Origin of the sequence: Anaerostipes sp. MSJ-23, assembly GCF_018918155.1 — a bacterium.
Classification (GTDB): Bacteria; Bacillota; Clostridia; order Lachnospirales; family Lachnospiraceae; genus Anaerostipes.
This window is the reverse complement of the sequence record NZ_JAHLPY010000024.1, coordinates 1-19,395: the sequence shown is the minus strand read 5'-3', so window position 1 is coordinate 19,395 and position 19,395 is coordinate 1. Positions and strand designations below refer to the sequence as shown.

Sequence of the window (19,395 nt, the reverse complement as noted above, 5' to 3'; positions counted from 1 at the left end):
TCGGGTTTTTTTATCTTTTCTTACTACGATATCTCCACAATACGATTTTTTCCAAATATCTTTTTAATACGATTTGTATCTCTTCTTTTGGATTCATCGGCTTTACAAGAATACTGTGAATTCCAGTCCTATTTGCCCCATAGACATCAGTAAATAACTGATCTCCAACAAAAAATGTGTTCTCCTTGTTTGTTCCCATCAAACGCATTGCTTTCTTATATCCTTTGGTCGATGGCTTATTTGCCTTATAAATATAATGAGTTCCGCCAACATCCTGACAGAATTTTTTTACTCTTGGCTCTTTGTTATTGCTTGTAAAACAAAAATCAAATCCTATTTTTTTTAATCTCTGAAACAACGCTTTAGCTCTTTCATCAGCTGGTGCATTATGAAACACTAACGTATTATCTACATCAAAAATAATTCCGCGGTATCCTTTTTCAAAATAAGATTCAAAATCAATATCATATGTACTATTAATATCCTCTGACGGATAAAATTTTTGAAACATCTTTTTCTCTCCATTCTTTTTCTTTTCTACTTTTTCTATTCTATCGTATTTTTTCTCCGCTGTACAATATTTTCTTATTTTTTCTTTTCCTTTGTACTTTCTTTCATCCTCATTTTCGTATATTATTATTATATAATTAATTAGTAAAACAAATCTTAAGAAGGAGGACCCAAGCATGAACCCAAATCATATTACAACTGCAATGATCGATAATATTGCCGAACATAAGATTTCAGAAATGGCCAAAAACCCAAAAAAAGTACTAAAAGAACTATTACATTTTTCTGCTTATTTTTCTAATGCAAGGTTTAAAGTTCCAATTTCTTCTATCATCCAATATCTTCTCTTAAATGAAGATAGTCAATATTACACTCTGATCAGACATCTACTTACCAACACTTCTCATTCTGCCATTAAAAATCTTGGCATCAATATCGGTTATAATAGCTGGACAAAAGGTGCTCAAACGATTCGAGAAACTTCCCAAAAAACTGGCTATTGTATCCCATGGATTTTAATTTTTAACTGGAATCCAGCCTCTTCTTGCGGACTTACCATTGATGTCATCGAACAATTTATTCAAGATGCCAATCAGATGGGAATTTATTCTTTCTGCATCCGTCAAGAAACTTCTCATCCAATTTCTGGTGAAATTTTCAATCTGTTTTCCAACCATCCAGATAGTACCTTTTTCTGGTTTCTTCCAAATCAACTTCTTGCCCCTGCCTATTTGAATATGATACGTTCCAGTGAAAATGTGCTTGCCATATTAAACGGAGATGGTTCTTTCTGCCAGCAAAACGCATCTGGCCTTTCTGATCGAAATTCTCTTTATGGCATTTCTTATTCTTACGATTCATTTCCTGAATCGCAAACCAATGATTCCTGGCTTACCTATTACGATTCTTATCACAGTCCTCTTATTGTGATGACTCCAGACAACTCATGTGATATTCAGATACAAAAACAAATGGCCTCTTATGTTCATGAATCCCGGTTAAAACAACGATACCCATATCTTTTATGGGATCTTTATTCTGATATTCGTCGAATTAGCCAAATCATTACTGGTGAAGATTGCTGTATGGAAATTGCCTCTGACGGACACCTAATCTATCCAAAAGTCAATGCTCCATTTCAGACACAGCCGCGTCTTAACTGGTATCTTGCAGCTTCTATGCCATCCATTATCTCTTCGGGATACGACCAGCCAGTAAATTTACATAATAAACTGGCTTTTTAAATTCTTACCGCCTCGATAAAGTTAAAAATGGAGCATAAAATTTTATGATTTATTTTATGCTCCAGAATTTTATTCTTTTATTTCACTATTGCTTAAATATGCACGATAAAGGTCCTTTGATATATTCTTTTTGATTTGCCCATATACAGGTTTTGCCGCTTTTCTAATATCTTTCTTTGTCTTTTCATCAAGTTTGACAATTTTTGTTCCACTGTCTTTGATGACCTTAATTCGATTAGAAATTCTCTTATCAGAAGCTTCTCTTGCATATTGTTTCGCTATTTGTGATGCCTGATCGATAATTTTTTGTTGATCCTTTGGCAGACTATTATAAAATTCATCACTAACAATCAATGAAATATAATGCGGCAAATGGTTTGTCTCTACGACATAATCCTGTTGTTCATACAATTTACTTGATACGATAACTTCATATGGATTCTCCTGTGCATCAATTGTACCCTGCTGAAGTCCGATATAAACTTCACTAAATGTCATCGGTGTCGGATTTGCTTTCAGAGCTTTCCAAAATTTCAAATGATAGTTATTTTCCATCGTCCGAATCTTTTGTCCTTTAAAATCTTTGATACTTTTTACGTCTTTGTTTGTAGACATAACACGAAATCCTTGATCGGCATATCCAAGAAGTTTATATCCACCCTTTTGATAAACTTTTTCCATTTTTTTATAAAACGATGGATTATCGACTGCTTTTCTTGCTTCTTCAATTGTATCAAACGCACTTGGCAAATCAAACACCGCCGTATCTGGTAAGAAGGTAACTTGAGGTGCTGTATTCTGCACAACAAATGGAATATCTCCATCTTTGCAACTTTCCAAAAGTTCTCTATCTCCTCCAAGTGTACTGTTGGGATAAACCTTAATTTTCATTTTCCCATGACTTAATCTGCTAACTTCTTTGGCAAATTTTTCTGCATATAGCTGTGTTACCGTATCTTCCGGACTAGATGTTCCAAGCGGCCATGCATATCGCTGTACCTGATCTTTTTTCGCTTTCTTTTTACATCCAGACAGGCTAAATACAAGAAGCCCAGCCAGTGCAAGCACCGCTACTTTCTTTGCTAATTTTCTCATAACCCCTCCTAAACTAATGCCAGACTAATCTGTGGAATAAATGTTATCATCAATAATGCCAAAAGGAAACAAATGATCAACGGCATTGCTTTTTCTGCAATCTGCATCAGTGGTATATCTGTCAATGACGATGCCACAAATAAATTCACTCCAATTGGAGGCGTCACAAATCCAACCGCAAGGTTTACAACCATCATAACTCCAAAATGAATCGGATTCATGCCAACAGCTGTTACAATCGGCAAAAGAATCGGTGTCAAAATTAAAATTGCAGGTGTTGTATCCATTACCATTCCAACAATCAAAAGGAATATATTAATAACAATCAGAATAACAACCTTGCTATGGAAGTTGCTTAAAATCCATTCGCTGATAGATTGTGGTACTTGCATAAGAGTCAAAACTCTTGAAAATGCAATGGAAGCTGCTAAAATAAATAAAATTGGCGCGTACGTTTTTACACCTTCTACCATCATAGGCCAGATATCCTTTATCGTCATAGATTTATAAATAAACATACTAACCATTAAAGAATAAAAAACAGAAATAACTGCTGCTTCTGTCGGAGATGCTACTCCTGTGTAAATACATCCAAGGATAATGACTGGACTTAAAATTGCAAAAAAGCTTTCTTTAAAAACTCCAAGGATACCCTTTTTATGAAGAATTTCTACTTCTTCGCGAATTTTTTCTTTATCTTCTCCATGTTTCTTGCAATAAAATACCGCATATACCATCATCAAAAGACCAATTAATAATCCTGGAATAACTCCTGCAATAAACAAATCACTTACAGATTCTCCGGATGCCATACCAAACATAATAAATGGAATACTCGGTGGAATAATTACTCCCAGTCCTCCCGCCACTGCCACAATGGCTGTTGCAAAAGATTTCTCGTATCCAAGTTTTACAAGAATAGGAATTGTCATACTTCCAACGGCCGCTACCGTTGCCGGCCCTGAACCTGAAATTGCTCCATAAAATAAACAGGTTACAATCACTGCACAAGGCATTCCTGCAGTAAACTTTCCAATAAAAAACGCAAAAACATCAAAAATCTTTTTTGAAATTCCACCCTTTGCCATGATCATTCCAGAAAGAACAAACATTGGTACTGCAAGTAATGGAAAACTGTCAATTCCTCCGAGCATAGAACGAATCACAAATTGTCCACTTGCTGTAAAAGATGGATCAAATGCACCGGGAAGTACAGATACAATACCAAGTGCAATTGAAATCGGTATTGCAATAACAAGACATACAAAAAAGATAAGAAATACTACAACTGCCGACATATCTAATTTTCCTCCTTATCTTTTTTTATTAATACTTTAAACTCAATGATCCAACGCTGAATGATTCGAAGTGCCACCAGTACAAAACTAAACAATGGTGCTGCTTGAATATAATACATTGGAATCTGACATGCTGGACTTACCTGTCCACTTTCAAATGCACTTTTTAAATAAAGAGCTGCATATGGAATCAGATAAATAAAAAAGATCAGCTCCATCGTATGATTAACGACTTTAAACAATGCCCTTCCTCTTTTAGGAAACATTGCAACAAATTGTTCAATCTTAATGGAAATACATTTTTTGGTACAATAACTAACGCTGATAAATCCAGACCAAATAAACAAATATCTTGTAATTTCTTCTGACCATGAAAGGGATGCTCCAAGTGCATATCTCGCAAATACTTGAATCCCCATAATGATTGTCATTGCAGCTAATAATATCACCATAAGAAACTCTTCTAGATTCTCATCAAGCCATTTTAGCATGATTCACCTCTCTCTACTTTCCCCATTTGAGAAAGTCATTTTTTTCACAAAGTTCGATAAGTTTTTAACACTTCACACTGCTAAATTATACTAAATAACACCTAATCAAACAACCACTTTTTTATAAGTCCCTTTGAATCAGCCAAAATTTTTCTTTTTTATTTTTTACTGAAATTCACATAATATGTAACGATTGTTTTGACTACTGTAATTTCAAAATATATCCACAAAACAGCGGGAATATATATATTATATTTTATAAAGAAAAGCGGGAGAAACTGCACACCTTGTACCGCTTCTCCCGCTCCTTTGATTTTATTTTTTTAATTATAATCCCTGATTTTCATGAAGGAACTGAAGCACATTATTTAAGTCGTTAACTGCTGCCTGTCCAGGTGCAGATGCTTTTTTTGCTGCTCCAAATGTTAAAGAAGATCCAAAAACTTCTCCACACAGACGACTGATTAATCCAGTTCCTGCCATAGACATAGTAATAATTGGACGATCAGCATGATCTGTATACATTTCTTCTGTTGCACACAAAAGAGTCAGAACATCGCGTCTACAGGTTGGCATAACGGCAATTTTTGGAATATCCGCACCAAGTTCCTGCATTTTGCAAAGTCTTCTTACGATTTCATCTTTTTCTGGTGTTTTATCAAAATCATGATTAGATGCAACAACTTTTACTCCACATTCATGAGCAGCTGCTACAATTTCTTTTACAATTTCATCACCTGTAAAAGCTTCTACATCGACAAGATCAACATATCCTGTTTTTGCTGCATTGATATTTAATTCTTTGTAAGGTTCTGCTTCAATTGCTTTTTCTCCACCTTCTTTTGATGTACGGAATGTGAAAAGAATTGGTGTATCACCTAAAGCTTCTCTTAAGTCTTTTAATACATCTTCCACTTTATCAAATTCGAAAACTCCTTCGAACCAATCTACACGCCATTCCACAACATCTACTGGAATGCTGTCAAATGTTTTTGCTTCTGCAATAATTTCATCTTTTGTAACACCAACAATTGGCACACAGATTTTTGGAACTCCGCTTCCAATTTCAATATTTCTTACTTTTACTGTATTCATTGACAATTTTCCCTCCTATTGTCTCATTACTAATTATTTTGATGCTTCTTCTGCATTCTTTAATAATACACCATATCTTACATTTACGAAAAGAGCTAATAGGATTCCAATTGCTGTAATTACAATATTCATCGTAATTACACTAGTAGAAGTCATTTTCGCTGCTGCTGTTAAGATTGTGTAGTTACAAAGACTAGATGCAATCATAACCAAACTGGTGATTGTACCTTTAATTTTAGGGAAGAGATCATTTACAACGGCTGTTGCCATCTGAAGAACTCCACCAGCTGCTGCATATCCGATCACAAATGCACCAACATAGCAAATCATAGGTGTCTTAATCATATAAACAAGAACTAACATGACTAAAGAAATTGCAGGATAAATTACAAGAAATCTTACCTGTTTGAATTTTGTAATTAAGGCACTTGTTACAAATAATGCTACCATTGTTCCTGCAGAATAGTATGTCTGCATAACAGATACACTTTCAGAAGGAATCTTTGCAATCTCTGTACCAAATGTCTGTGCGCAGTTTAACCATAACTGGAATGTTGCTGTACTTGTAAATCCAATCAAAATCAATGCAACACTTTCGATAGAGAAATGTGCATTCTTTAAGTTACTAATGAAAGATTCCGATTTTCCACTTTCAGATGCTGCAGGGAATGGTGCAAAAATTGCCAATACTCCAAGAACAGCGATACAAATACCACCAACTAACGGCAGCATTAAGTAAGACATATTGGTTCCTGCTACAACACCTAAGAAGAAAGGCATTAATAACTGTGCAACGGAAATGAAAAATTTAATTCCCATAGTTGCAATACCTGTATATTTGTAGATAATTTCAGTTACCGCTGGATAAGTAGCTGTATCTAAGAAAGAGTTTGCGATTCCACCAAGAACAGCTGCAATATAAGCAATCGTTGTATTTGGTGAAAATGCAATTCCTACAAAGAAAATCACATAAGATGCACACCCGATAATAACAGACAAACGACGGCCTAATTTATCAGATAATGGTCCTGCAAAAGGAAGGGAGATCAAACGTCCCAGTCCTAATGCTGCTGCAATGGAAGTAACGGCCATAACATCGTTTAATCCCCACTGCTTGCTAAGCATTTCCTTTACTACCTGCTGACTTAAGATGGAACATCCGATTCCATGAATAAAATAGTTTAAATATAAGATCAGGGCACTTGGTATATATTTTTTTTCCATTTTTAAAAAATTCCTCTCGTGTTATGATAGATTCTAATCATATTTGATATCCAATACTTCTTTCATATGATCGATTGGCATATGTTTTCCTGTCCATAAGTGGAAAGCAGCATCTCCCTGGAATAACATCATTCCAAGACCATTCATTGTCTTACATCCAACTTCTTTTGCCATCTTTAATAATGCAGTTTCTCTTGGAGCATAAATTGTATCTGTTACAATCAGATCTGGACGGAAGAAAGATTTATCAGGTACAACAGACTGTCCTTCCAGTGGTTTCATTCCAACACCAGTTGCCTGCGCAAATAAGTAACTATCTTCAATTTCTTCTTTTAATTTATCTTTATCATCTAAATCGTAAAGATTTACAATACAATCTGTGTTTTCGCGAATCTTCTTTACGGTTTCTTCTGCATTTGCCCAGAATTTATCTTTGATATTAAAGATTGACATTTCTTTGACACCATCTAAAGCTGCCTGAATTTCAATTGCTGTTGCAGCTCCACCGGCACCTGCGATTGTCATTTTTTTACCAATCACATCGATATCGTTATCTTTTAATGACTGCATATATCCAATACCATCTGTAATATGTCCGATCAATTTTCCGTTGTCATTGACAATTGTGTTAACAGCTCCAGCCATTTTTGCTGCTGGTGAAAGTTCATCTAAGTACTGTCCTACGACTGTTTTATTTGGCATAGACACGTTAGATCCAACCATTTTTAATGCGCGAAGTCCTTTTACAGCATCTTCCAGTGTGCTGTTATCAACTTCAAATGCAAGATATGCATAATCAAGTCCCAATGTTGCAAAAGCTTCATTATGCATTGCTGGTGAACTTGAATGTCTAATTGGGTATGCCATTAACCCGATTAATTCTGTGTGTCCTGTGATTCTCTCTGCCATAATTTTTTCTCCTTTTAAAACCTCATTTACTACTTGTTTCACCCAAAAGTTAATTTTTTAACAACCTTATGGCTATATTATAACTCACTTTAATTGATACTTCTAATACATCTTTTATTGATTTTTAATAGCTTTTTGCTATTAATTGTGATAAAATCACATTATCAATTATAATTTATATAAGGAAGGTTTTTATGAATTTAAATCAACTTTATTATTTCCAAAAAATTGCAAAATTAGAACATTATCATCAGGCTGCACAAGAATTAAACATTTCTCAGCCAAGTTTAAGTCGCTCCATCGCCAATTTGGAAGAAGACCTTGGGGTCCCTTTATTTCGAAAAAAAGGACGAAACATCGTTCTAACAAAATATGGGCAAATTTTCCTAGAACATGTTGACCGTATTTTAGAAGAAATAAAAATTGCAGAAACAAAAATGAAGTCACTTTCCAATTCTTCCGGTGGACATATTGATATTGGATATGTTTTTCCGCTAGCAAAATCTTATATTCCAAAATTAGTTCGAAGTTTTCTAAACGAAAAAGGGCACCAGGATATTACCTTCTCTCTTAGTCAAGAAATCACAAAAAATCTATTAAAAGACTTGAAAATGGAAAAATATGATGTTGTTTTTGGTTCTCTTGTATCTGAAGAATCAGAAATTGAATTTGTCCCTGTCATTAATCAGGAAATGGTTATTATTACCCCGCCAGAACATCCATTAAAACACAAAAAAGACCTTGTACTTGAAGATCTTATGTCTTATCCAGTGATCGGCTATGATAAAACTTCTGGTCTTGGAAAATTTACAAATTCTATTTACCAACAATATCATATTAAACCTTCCATCGCCTTTGAGTCGTCCGATGAAAATGCAATTGCCTCTCTCGTTGCAGAAGATTTTGGTATTGGATTTGTCGCTCATGTAGAATCTTTGCAAGAATACGATGTAGAAATTTTACATCTAAGCAATGTAAAACCATATCACACAGTTTATATGGCCTACTTAAAAGATATCCCAAGAATCCCGGCTGTTTCAAAGTTTATCGATTTTGTAAAAGAAACCATAGATATTTTTTATTGAAAGCTCAAAAAATATCAATTTGTTAAATATTTGACCAAGTGTTATAATGAATTCATCATTACAGAACACCCAAATGCAATGATAACAACCTCAATGGGAAATAATATTTATATGCTTATGCATCACAACATTTTAATTTTTTTTGGAGGTTTTCAATTCTATGAAATGCAATTATAAAAACATTTTCACACCACTTACCATTAAAAACATGACAATGAGAAACCGCATCATGATGACACCAATGGGAACAAACTATGGAGAACAGACTGGTGAAATGAGTTTCTTACACATAGATTATTATACAGAAAGAGCCAAAGGTGGCGTTGGACTGATTATGGTTGAAAACGCAAGTGTAGACTCTCCTCTTGGTTCTAATGGTACAACACAGCTTCGTATTGACCATGACAATTATATGCCTCGTTTCTTTAAATTATGTGAAACACTACATTCTCATGGAGCATGTGTTGGTATTCAGTTAAACCACGCTGGTGCTTCTGCACAATCTAAGAGAACAAATATGCAGCCGGTATCTGCATCTGATATTCCATCAAAAGCAGGCGGAGAAATTCCTCGTCCACTGGAAAAAGAAGAAATTTACACAATTGTTAAAAAATATGGAGAAGCTGCTGCCCGTGCTCAGGCATGTGGATTTGACTGTGTGGAAATTCATGCAGGACATTCTTACTTAATCAGTCAGTTTATGTCTCCTACAACAAACAAACGTACGGATGAATTTGGCGGCTGTCCAGAAAACCGTGCTCGTTTTGCAAAACTTGTTATTGAAGAAGTTCGAAAACAGGTTGGTCCTATGTTCCCAATCTTCGTACGTATCAGTGCTGATGAGTTTGTAGAAGGCGGAAATACACTTAATGATACTCTGGAATTGCTTTCTTATTTCCAGGAAGAAGTCGATGTATTTGACGTATCTGCAGGATTAAATGGATCTATCCAATTCCAGATCGATGCCAACTATTTAAAAGATGGATGGAGATCTTACATGGCGAAAGCTGTAAAAGAAAAATACGGAAAACCTTGTGTAACCATGGGTAATATTCGTGATCCTCACGTTGCAGACGATATTCTTGGAAGAGGTGATGCTGATATTATTGGTATGGGCCGTGGACTCATCGCTGATCCTCACTGGGTAAAGAAAGTTGCTACCGGACGTGAAGATGAAATCAGAAAATGTATTTCTTGTAACATCGGATGTGCTGGAAACCGTATTGGAGTTAACCGTCCAATTCGTTGTACTGTGAATCCTACCGTTAACTCTGGATTTGATTATAAAAAGAAAAAAGTAAACAAACCATGCAACGTTGTCGTTATCGGTGGCGGTACTGCTGGTCTTGAAGCTGCATGCACAGCTGCCGAAGTTGGATGTACAACATTCTTATTTGAAAAAAATAACCATCTTGGTGGATTGGCTGTAGAAATTTCTAAGATTCCTGATAAAAAACGTCTAAGAGATTTCCCTGATTATTTGGTAAACCGTGCTTCTAAATTAACAAACCTATTTATTTTCAAAGGTCAAGAAGCAACTCTTCCATTAATTAAAGCATTACATCCAAATATCATTATCAATTCCACAGGATCTAATCCTTTACTTCCGCCAATCAAGGGATTGCATGACCATATTGATAAAGAGGGATCCAAAGTTGCATCGATTACAGGCATGATTAATCATCTATCTGATTACCCAGAAGACTGTACTGGAAAGAAAGTTGTTGTCATTGGTGGCGGAGCTGTAGGTCTTGATGTTGTTGAATACTTTGCACCAAAAGGTGCTGATGTAAGCATCGTTGAAATGATGCCTCAGATTGGTAAAGATCTTGATCCTGTATCAAAATGCGGAACGACTACTTTAATGAAAGAATATCATGTAAACCAGATGCCAAATACTGCTCTTTGCGAAGTAAAAGCTAACAGCTTTACAGTAAAATCAAACGGAGAAGAAAAGGACCTCCCATTTGATTATGGATTTGTGTGCTTAGGTATGCGAGCAAATGCTCCAATCCTTGATGAAGTACGCGAAGCATTTTCTGATACTGAAGTTGAAATTGTCAATATTGGTGACAGCGTTCGCGCAAGAAGAATTATTGATGGTGTACAAGAAGGACATAACATTTTAAACGTTCTTTCTAACCTTGACTATCTATAAAATAAATTTTATAACGTCATCTATTTTCCAAAAAAACCAGGGGAAACGATTCTTTCGTTCCTCTGGTTTTCTTTTATCGATATAAAGGGATTTGTTATGAAAAATTGTATCTATTGATTGATTATATGTGACCAGGTACAAATGAATTCATTGCTTATTTCCAATGGCTTGTGCATTGTTTTTCGTTGATTTGTTTATCCGCCGCTCATTTCTTCCTTCATTGCTACCTGCAGCTTATTATTTAATGCACAACTTTTAGTCTCCTTTTTAAATAAATTACAACCCCTATCGCCACAATCATTCCAAGCCCTACCCCCAAAAGCTGTAACCACCGCTTTTTCAAATGACTCTTTTTTATTTTCTCTTTCCGTCGTTTCCATGTCTTTTTATCAACATTCCTTCGACGCCCTCGTACAAGAAGGCGATGGGTATTTTGTCCAAAGGGAGTACACGTTACTAAAGTAACGTAATCTTCCTGCGGATCGATTCGAAAAAAACTGATGTCATCCGGGTTTACTACCCGAATCTCATCCACTTGATAAGCAAGTACTTCGTCCAGCACATAAATGTAAAATATATCTTTTCGTTCTAATTTTTCAAGATCTGTAAAAAAGAAAGCAGACGGAAGCCCGCTATGCCCTGAAATTACACAGTGACTTCCTTTCTCTCCCAAAGGAAGTGATGTCCCTTCCAAATGTCCAAGACCTTTTTCCAGCGTTTTTTCTGATGTTCCATGATATACTGGAAGATAAACCTTAATTTTAGGAATTTCTACATAAGCAATCACCGGATCAAAAGACAAACATTTTTTATAAATTTTTTTTGAAGTACCTATCTTTTTTGTATGAAATGGATCAATCAGCATAGTTTTATTTTCTAAAAGACTTCTGTTATAATCTCTTATTTTTTGCTTTTCTTTCTCGATCACCTTTTTTGATAATCGTTTTGTTTTCTTTCCATAGTTTTGAATGATTTTTTCTTGATGATGTTGTATATACCAGTCACTGACATTTGGATAGAAAAACATTCCGATACCAACCATACTTAAGAATAAGGCTACAATCATTGGAAAATATCTTTTCATTTTATTTTCCCGGCTTTTTTCTGGCTAAGAAGAAAATTCCAATTCCAGATAATGCCATCATTGTTCCAAAAACAGTTAACATAAACATACCCATATCACCAGTTTTTGGCAGTGTCACACCTTTTTTATTGATAACCGTCACATCTGCATAGGCATCTGTATCATTTTTTAGTTTTCCAGTCAGCTGATGACTTTCAGATCCAGAATCCTGAATCGTAACTTTTTTTACTTCCTTAGACAAAGCATACCCCGTTGGAGCTTTTGTCTCTTTTAAGTAATAATTTCCTTCATCTAATCCTTTCATCGTCAGCTGTCCATCTTTATTCACCGCTAGTGTAGAAGAAGATACCTCTTCCTCTGTTGCAACATGATAAATTCCTTCTGATTCTTTTGAAAAAGAAACTTCCTCTTTGCATTCTTGATCCTTATAAAGCATAAATTCTGCCCCGAAAAGCTTCTTATTTTCATCATCATATTTAATGACTTTGATTCCATAGGTATACACCTTAACCTTTTGATCTTTGGTATTATAGTCAGAATCCTGCTTCCATACATTTTTCGGCCATTCTAACGTTACCTTGTTTTCTGAAGCTGTCCCAGGAATCATTTTTGCTGTTGCATTGGAAACATAATCAATTATTAAAGATGCTCCACTTACATTTTTGCTATCTACAAGAAATTCTATCTGAAAACTACAAGCATTTTTCTCATTTTCTGTTTTCTTTGTCATTTCACGATCTGAATAATAAGTAACCCGATAATCTGTGTTTTCACTCAATTTCTGATTTCCATTGTATACCGAAAAATCTTCAACTCCCATGAGTCCTTCTTGCATAGTATCTTTCAGGCGAAATGTCTTATTAACAGCCTTTTCCGGAAAATTTGGCACTTTTGTTTCCAACCGAAACTTTATCTTGTCTTTAACACCAACACTATCATTTTCATTTCCATGACTTCCATCTTTAATTTTCTTATCGATCGATGGTTTTTCTGCTTTTGCTTCAATGAAAACATCTCTCAGATGATAAGTTCCATTCAAAACTTCAGGTTCTAATGTCCCAGTCATCGGAGCATATACATAATTTCCCTCTGCAAAAAGCACATATTGTCCCATGGAAAGATCCCGAAATACTGCCGTACCTGAAGCTGTCTCTTTTGGTTCTATAGGTGTTACAGTTAACTCTCCCGTTGAAATTTTTTTTGCAATTTCTTCATATAACCTTTTTGCCGCTTTATCACCTCCTTTGGTATAATCTTCTACAGAATCATACCCAGCTTGTTTGGCCAGAGCTCCTATTTCATCCTTGGCCCAGGAATATATGATTTCATTTGTTTTTTCATCATAGCGAATATCTATCATCTTATACGCTTTTACCTGATCATAAGTACTTCCTTCCTGTCCAAGTCCTCTAACGGTAATCGTTCCTGTATTTGCATTCGTAACTTCTTTTCCATTTCCAGATGCAGACTCCCCCTGTGCAGCCCGGACATTTATCATTCCAAAAGCCATTAAAATGGACATTCCAAAGGTTGCCACACGTCTGAGCAATCTTTTTTTCATTGCAGTTCTTCCTTTCTTTTGTATTTCTTTCTGGCAATACAGACGATACATTTTGGATGTATATTCTGTGATCAACCCAAAATGGTGGCGATCGTTCCCTTTTCTTTAACATCTATTTATCTTTTCCTTCCCTTTCTCTTCCATAAAACTATTCCAGAAACTATCGCCAGCATTAGGAATACAATTCCAATCATTTTATAAAAAAGAGTTCCTTTTGAGCCTGTATGTGGGAGCGAAATATTTTTTTGATTATTAATTGTCAAATAAAATATATTTTCTTCTCCATCCACTTTTTTTGCCTCATTTCCCTCTACCTTTAAAATCCCATCTTTTGTAATGTCGATCGTTAAAATATCTTTCATTCTTTGATAACCCGTTGGTGCTTTTGTCTCTTCAAGGTACCAGCGGGTAGATGCTCTTAAGTCATCAAATAAGGCTGCTGCCTTTTCATTTTCTATCTTGCTAAGTTTCCTTTGTACTTCCAACACATCTATTTTTTGTCCACGAACAGATATCGTCGTCTTTTTCTTTTGATCATCTCCATCTTTATATGCCCGATACAATGTAAATTCTGCACCCTCCAGCGCCTTCGACGGCTGTATCGAAGAATCTTCTTTATAAACCTTTAAACCATAGGTTCTCTGATTTTTTGCCTCTAATGTCTTTATTGACATATTTTCTTTTTTGCCATCAAAAATAGCTTTTACTTTTACATTTTGATAATCATCTTGAGAAGCTTCTTCAAGTTTTTGTTTTACTTTTCGTTCTAATTCTTCTAAATTTTTACAATATGTGGTTGTGTCTGTTTTTTCACCGTCTCCAAAAACATAACTCATTGTTCCCTCTTGCTTTCCATTAAGACCCGCACTCCAAGAAACATCTACTTTTTGAATACGGCTGGTATCTGTCTGACGAATTTGAAAATCAATCTGATCTTTTTGCCCGCCTTTTACAAAAACTCCTTTTTCCAATTTCTCTTCTTTTGTATTTTCTTCTTCAGAACCATCTTGATGAACCATTACACTTCCATCCTTTGTAAGAAGCTGATCTCCTGTAGAAAAATCACTTCCTCTGATTTTATTTTTTAATGAAATGGTTCCATCTTCCACTGCAAATTCATATTTTTTCTCTAAATCAGGTACATAACCCTTTGGAGCTGATGTCTCAATAAAATAATAATTTCCGGCTTTTAAACCTGAACAGAAAACATTTCCCTGATGGTCGCTGGAAAGATCTTGATTTACAAGAACATCCCTATCCTTTTCCTTTTTATATAAGGAAAAGCAAGCTCCTTCAATAGCTTTCCCTGCATCGTCCACCTTATGAAGCCGAATACTACCACTGGATGCAACATCCCCAGTAATATTTGTATAAAGCTCAACATATACCGGTTTTTCACCCTTCAACGAAGTGGCATTAGAACTAACATCATCATTTCCAGAAAAAGCTGTTGTATACATTCCCCATATTTGATTTGAACTAAAAGAAACGGTTATTATTCCACTTTGTTTTATATTAGAAAATTGCATCTCTGACATTGCATGATTAGCTGAGTTATTTACAATTGTATAATCTTTAATTGTACTTTTTGCATCGTATTTTTTAATTCCGAATTTATTTAAAATGACTGGATTTCCATCACATAAAAATTTTATCGGTATATTTGCTGTTTTTACTCCAGAAATACTTTCTTCTTTTGTTCCCATTAATGCCTGCACAACCGTTGTTGGTTTATATACCGTCCATTCTGTAGCATCCATATCCAGCAAAAGACGTCCATTCATCCACTGGCAAAAATGACTGATGCTATTGCCGCGAAGCCAAATCAACACATTGCGATCAGGCTCTCCAAAATAAACTGTCCCATCTGTTTCCGTTCCAATCTGATTTTCATCCATTCGAAGTTCTGTTACATCCTCTATATTATTATCTCTAAGATTAATAATCTGTGCCCTTCGCAAATTTTTTATTCCTTTAATCGAACGAATTCCTTTTTTATTAGCCTCAATAATTCCTGTAAAATAACTTAAAATAAGAGAAATTCCATCTATATTTTCTGCCTTTCCTTTTTTTAAAATTTCCTCTGAATTTAATATTGTTCCTGGATTTATTATATTTCCTTCACTATCAACTCGCATTCCTGTACGAAAATTATTAGGATCTGACAAAATAGAGTCATATATGGCTTTGGCAAAGGCGAAATCTTTTATTCCTGCTTTTTGAATATTTTCCACAGAAAAAGACACTCCCATGAATTCTTCCAATTGTTTTACTGTTGTTGTTTGTTCTTTTTTTACTTTTCTATTTTTAGAAGCAGCATAAAGAACACCCCTTGGAAGACATACGCTCGCCATAAGAAACAATATGAAAACAACATAAAACAATAAATGCCATGTTTCATGTCTATGATAATTTTTCATATTTCTGGATAATTTTTTCATCAACTCTCCTTTCCACATAATATTAATTATGTTGTAAAATCCATAATCTTTATCATATAATCATGTGAAACAGAAGAATATATTAGATATCTTTGAACCTTTAGACAGAAATTTTGAAAGATAAGAATTGAAAATAAGACAATTTTTTACAATTATGTTATTGACATCTTGTATCTCGCGAGTTAAAATTATAGTCAAATGTAGCAATATAATATCTATGCACTTTTATTTACAACATAATTAATATTATGTTGTTATTCTATCAGTGATGCAACTTTTTCCATACTTTTTCGCTGTTCTTCAATTCCGTCTGCTGCATATATCCTTGTTACTTCAATACTACTGTGTCCAAGAATGTCAGCTAATTGTACCAGATTTTTGGTTGCACGATAAAACATTCTGGCAAATAAATGTCGAAAATTATGTGGAAATACTTTTTCCTCCATAACTCCCGCTCTTCTTGCCAGTTGCTTTAGTTCTCTCCATATATTAGAACGATCTTTTGCACCTCCGTTTTTTGTAATAAATATCATTCCTCCTTTCATTCTATGCTTGATAATATAGCACATCAGTTTTTTTCTAAGATGATCTGGTATCAAAACATAACGATATTTTCCTTTATTATAGATCTTTACCATATTATGTCTGACACTTTCCACTGAAAAATATCGTAATTCACTAATTCGGATTCCAGTAAATGCAAGCGTGTCTATAATTAAAGCCAGCTGCTCTTTTCCCTCTTCTTTTGCTCTTTTCACAAGCATCGTATAATCTTCTTTTTTCATTTCCTTGTCAATTCTCTGATTTGTGCGATTTTGCTCTTTGATTCTTCTGATCTTCCAATGTGCACATCCAATATAGATCAGATATTGATTCAATGCCACAATCATAGAATTTGCACTACTAACTGCATATTTACAAATCAGCCATTTTTTGTAATTAAGCAATATCTCTTTCGTTATCCTTATTTCCTTTACATCCCCCAGATAACGAAAAAAAGTTCCTACATCTGTCAAATATTTACGCAAGGTACTGTCAGAAACTTCTCTTTCTTTTAAATACTCTATAAACCCTTCTTTTTCAAATACAACTTTTTTCATCTTCATTTGTTAACTCCTTTTTCATCGATACCTTATTACCAATTTCCATTAACAAACATGATTTTTAGCAAAGTCATTGATTCTGTAATATCTCTTATTGTTTGTGTAAAAATTATATCACAGGAACGTATGTTTGTCTATAAAATTCAAGTAAGATTTTAAACTTATTTATTATATTTTTATCTTGACTTTTCCCCCTTTTTTTCATATAATTTCTTCTGGACTAACAATTAGAATTCTAATTGTTAGAATTCTAATAATTTTGGAGGTTCTCAATTTATGTATGAGCAATCATTTCATTATCTTTTAATGGCTACCCATATGACTTTTCAGAAAAAATTTCTTTCTTCCATTAAAAATTATGGCTTAACGGTTGGACAACCGAAGATTTTGGATCATCTTTACTATCACAACGGAATCAGTCAAAAAGAACTTGCCTTCGGATGTCATATTGAACCTGCTTCCTTAACATCCTTATTAAACCGAATGGAAAAAGACAAACTGATTGAACGAAGAATTCTTAATGGAAACCGCCGTACATTTTATATTTTTCTTACCGATCGCGGAATGGAAATTGCGAAACAAGTGACCACCGCTTTTCTACCTTTGGAAGAACAAATTTTTGATGGAATTTCAGATGAAGAACGTTCAAAATTTCTTGAGACTTTTTGGAAATTATATAAAAATATTACAAACGAGGAGAAATGACAACTATGGAAAAACTAAAACGTTATATTATCTTTTTTATCGGCCTTTATATCAATTCTCTTGGCGTTGCATTGATTACAAAGGCAAGCCTTGGAACATCACCGATTTCTTCTATTCCCTATGTTCTAAGTTTAAATTTCCCATTTACCCTTGGAAATTTTACAATCTTTTTCAGTTTACTTTTAATTTTTCTTCAATTGCTGATTTTGCGTAAAAATTTTAAATTAGAACATATTCTTCAAATTCCTGTATCCATTTTATTTGGTTACTTTATTGACTGGTCTATGATTTTGTTTTCCTTTGTACATCCCCAAATGTATTTGATGAAAGTATTCTATCTTTTACTTGGATGCCTGATTCTTGGATTTGGTGTTTATACAGAAGTTCTGGCCAATGTCGTTATGCTGCCTGGAGAATCTTTTGTTCGCGCAGTAACACTTACATGGAAAACGGAATTTGGTATTACAAAAATTTGCTTTGATGTTTCTATGACCATCATCGCCGCACTATTATCTTTCCTTTTTGCCCATCATTTAGATGGTGTCCGTGAAGGTACTATTGTCTCTGCCTTGCTCGTTGGATTTATTGCACGTCTCTTTGGAAGATTTTTATCTTTCCTAGAACCTGCTTTATTCCCATCATCAGCTGAACCAACCGAATCCATAGATTCTTCTTCCCTTCCTGTTGTTATTGCCATTGCTCGTGAATATGGAAGTGGTGGACACGAATTGGGAGAAAAACTTGCAAAACGTTTAAATTTTGATTTTTATGATAATGAAATTATCCAGATGGCTGCTGGTTCTACCGGATATGATCCTGAATTTATAAAAAATAATGATGAACAAATGCGTAATCGTCTTTTTTATGATCTTTTAAACCAAGTTTATTCTCATTCTGCCAAAACTCCGGCTCCAAAAGATCAAATTTTTGCTGAAGAAACAAAAGTAATCAAAAAACTTGCATCCAAAGGTAATTGTGTCATTATGGGACGTTGCGCAGATTATACACTTCGAGAGCGAGCCCATTGTATGAAAATTTTTCTTCATGCACCCGCTCAATATCGAATTGATCGTATTATGAAAACGGAACACCTTACCTATGAGGATGCAAAATCAAAGATCTTGCAAATGAATCAAAAACGATCCGACAACTATCATTATTATACACACCAGCCATGGGGTCTTGCCAGAAACTATCATCTAACTCTTGACACTTCCATGGGCGAAGATTATGTCCTTAATACAATCTGTGAAGGGCTGAAAAATATTTAATAAATCGAGTAGGAGGCGGTGACTAACCGCCGTCCTCTCGCAGCACCGTACGTACCGTTCGGTATACGGCGCTTTCAATAGTTGACGTGCACAGACTGGTAGGCTGTGGCTAAATCATAAT

Annotated in this window: 16 protein-coding genes; 5 read left to right on the top strand and 11 right to left on the bottom strand. The window is 34.7% G+C overall.

The annotated features are described in order from the left end of the window. Positions 1 to 10: 10 nt before the first annotated feature. On the bottom strand, positions 11 to 688 hold the full coding sequence (locus KQI71_RS11840) for a YqeG family HAD IIIA-type phosphatase (RefSeq protein ID WP_216436336.1): 678 nt from the start codon (positions 686 to 688) through the stop codon (positions 11 to 13). Here KQI71_RS11840 and KQI71_RS11835 point away from each other — a divergent pair. After that, on the top strand, positions 687 to 1,754 hold the full coding sequence (locus KQI71_RS11835) for a hypothetical protein (protein ID WP_216436335.1): 1,068 nt from the start codon (positions 687 to 689) through the stop codon (positions 1,752 to 1,754). The genes KQI71_RS11840 and KQI71_RS11835 overlap by 2 nt on opposite strands. A 69-nt stretch (positions 1,755 to 1,823) precedes the next feature. Here KQI71_RS11835 and KQI71_RS11830 read toward each other — a convergent pair whose 3' ends face one another. From KQI71_RS11830 to KQI71_RS11805, 6 genes are all read right to left on the bottom strand, one after another. Beyond that, a complete protein-coding gene (locus KQI71_RS11830; RefSeq protein WP_216436334.1) occupies positions 1,824 to 2,849 on the bottom strand; it encodes a TRAP transporter substrate-binding protein in 1,026 nt (341 codons plus the stop codon). A gap of 8 nt (positions 2,850 to 2,857) precedes the next feature. After that, positions 2,858 to 4,147: a TRAP transporter large permease gene (locus tag KQI71_RS11825; protein WP_216436333.1), complete on the bottom strand. Its 1,290-nt coding sequence runs from the start codon at positions 4,145 to 4,147 to the stop codon at positions 2,858 to 2,860. A gap of 2 nt (positions 4,148 to 4,149) precedes the next feature. Then, the gene (locus KQI71_RS11820; protein ID WP_216436332.1) at positions 4,150 to 4,638 is read right to left on the bottom strand and encodes a TRAP transporter small permease; all 489 of its coding nucleotides are present in this window, start codon (positions 4,636 to 4,638) and stop codon (positions 4,150 to 4,152) included. 327 nt (positions 4,639 to 4,965) lie between these two features. Continuing rightward, positions 4,966 to 5,733 (bottom strand): type I 3-dehydroquinate dehydratase, encoded by a 768-nt coding sequence (gene aroD / locus KQI71_RS11815; RefSeq protein ID WP_216436331.1) that lies wholly within the window; start codon positions 5,731 to 5,733, stop codon positions 4,966 to 4,968. A gap of 33 nt (positions 5,734 to 5,766) precedes the next feature. Next, positions 5,767 to 6,957, bottom strand: a complete 1,191-nt coding sequence (locus tag KQI71_RS11810) for an MFS transporter (RefSeq protein ID WP_216436330.1) — start codon at positions 6,955 to 6,957, stop codon at positions 5,767 to 5,769. A gap of 33 nt (positions 6,958 to 6,990) precedes the next feature. Next, positions 6,991 to 7,866, bottom strand: coding sequence for a shikimate dehydrogenase (locus tag KQI71_RS11805; RefSeq protein WP_216436329.1), 876 nt, complete (start codon positions 7,864 to 7,866; stop codon positions 6,991 to 6,993). 194 nt (positions 7,867 to 8,060) lie between these two features. Between KQI71_RS11805 and KQI71_RS11800 the strand changes: the two genes are divergently transcribed. Together KQI71_RS11800 and KQI71_RS11795 are read left to right on the top strand one after the other, a co-directional pair. Continuing rightward, positions 8,061 to 8,951, top strand: coding sequence for a LysR family transcriptional regulator (locus tag KQI71_RS11800; RefSeq protein ID WP_216436328.1), 891 nt, complete (start codon positions 8,061 to 8,063; stop codon positions 8,949 to 8,951). Between the two features lie 160 nt (positions 8,952 to 9,111). Beyond that, the gene (locus KQI71_RS11795) at positions 9,112 to 11,109 is read left to right on the top strand and encodes an oxidoreductase (RefSeq protein WP_216436327.1); all 1,998 of its coding nucleotides are present in this window, start codon (positions 9,112 to 9,114) and stop codon (positions 11,107 to 11,109) included. Between the two features lie 241 nt (positions 11,110 to 11,350). Here KQI71_RS11795 and KQI71_RS11790 read toward each other — a convergent pair whose 3' ends face one another. The 4 genes from KQI71_RS11790 to KQI71_RS11775 all read right to left on the bottom strand — a co-directional run bounded on the left by KQI71_RS11790 (position 11,351) and on the right by KQI71_RS11775 (position 17,301). Next, positions 11,351 to 12,193: a class C sortase gene (locus KQI71_RS11790; protein WP_216436326.1), complete on the bottom strand. Its 843-nt coding sequence runs from the start codon at positions 12,191 to 12,193 to the stop codon at positions 11,351 to 11,353. 1 nt (position 12,194) lies between these two features. Then, positions 12,195 to 13,754, bottom strand: coding sequence for a SpaH/EbpB family LPXTG-anchored major pilin (locus tag KQI71_RS11785; RefSeq protein WP_216436325.1), 1,560 nt, complete (start codon positions 13,752 to 13,754; stop codon positions 12,195 to 12,197). Between the two features lie 116 nt (positions 13,755 to 13,870). Further along, on the bottom strand, positions 13,871 to 16,195 hold the full coding sequence (locus KQI71_RS11780; protein WP_216436324.1) for a SpaA isopeptide-forming pilin-related protein: 2,325 nt from the start codon (positions 16,193 to 16,195) through the stop codon (positions 13,871 to 13,873). Positions 16,196 to 16,449: 254 nt separating this feature from the next. Next, entirely contained in the window at positions 16,450 to 17,301 is an 852-nt protein-coding gene (locus KQI71_RS11775; protein WP_216436323.1) for a tyrosine-type recombinase/integrase, read from the bottom strand. A 273-nt stretch (positions 17,302 to 17,574) separates the two neighbouring features. On the opposite strand from KQI71_RS11775, the gene KQI71_RS11770 reads away from it, so the two are divergent. Further along, a complete protein-coding gene (locus tag KQI71_RS11770) occupies positions 17,575 to 18,003 on the top strand; it encodes a MarR family winged helix-turn-helix transcriptional regulator (RefSeq protein WP_216436322.1) in 429 nt (142 codons plus the stop codon). A gap of 5 nt (positions 18,004 to 18,008) precedes the next feature. Beyond that, a complete protein-coding gene (locus KQI71_RS11765; RefSeq protein WP_216436321.1) occupies positions 18,009 to 19,274 on the top strand; it encodes a cytidylate kinase family protein in 1,266 nt (421 codons plus the stop codon). The last annotated feature ends 121 nt before the right edge of the window (positions 19,275 to 19,395 follow it).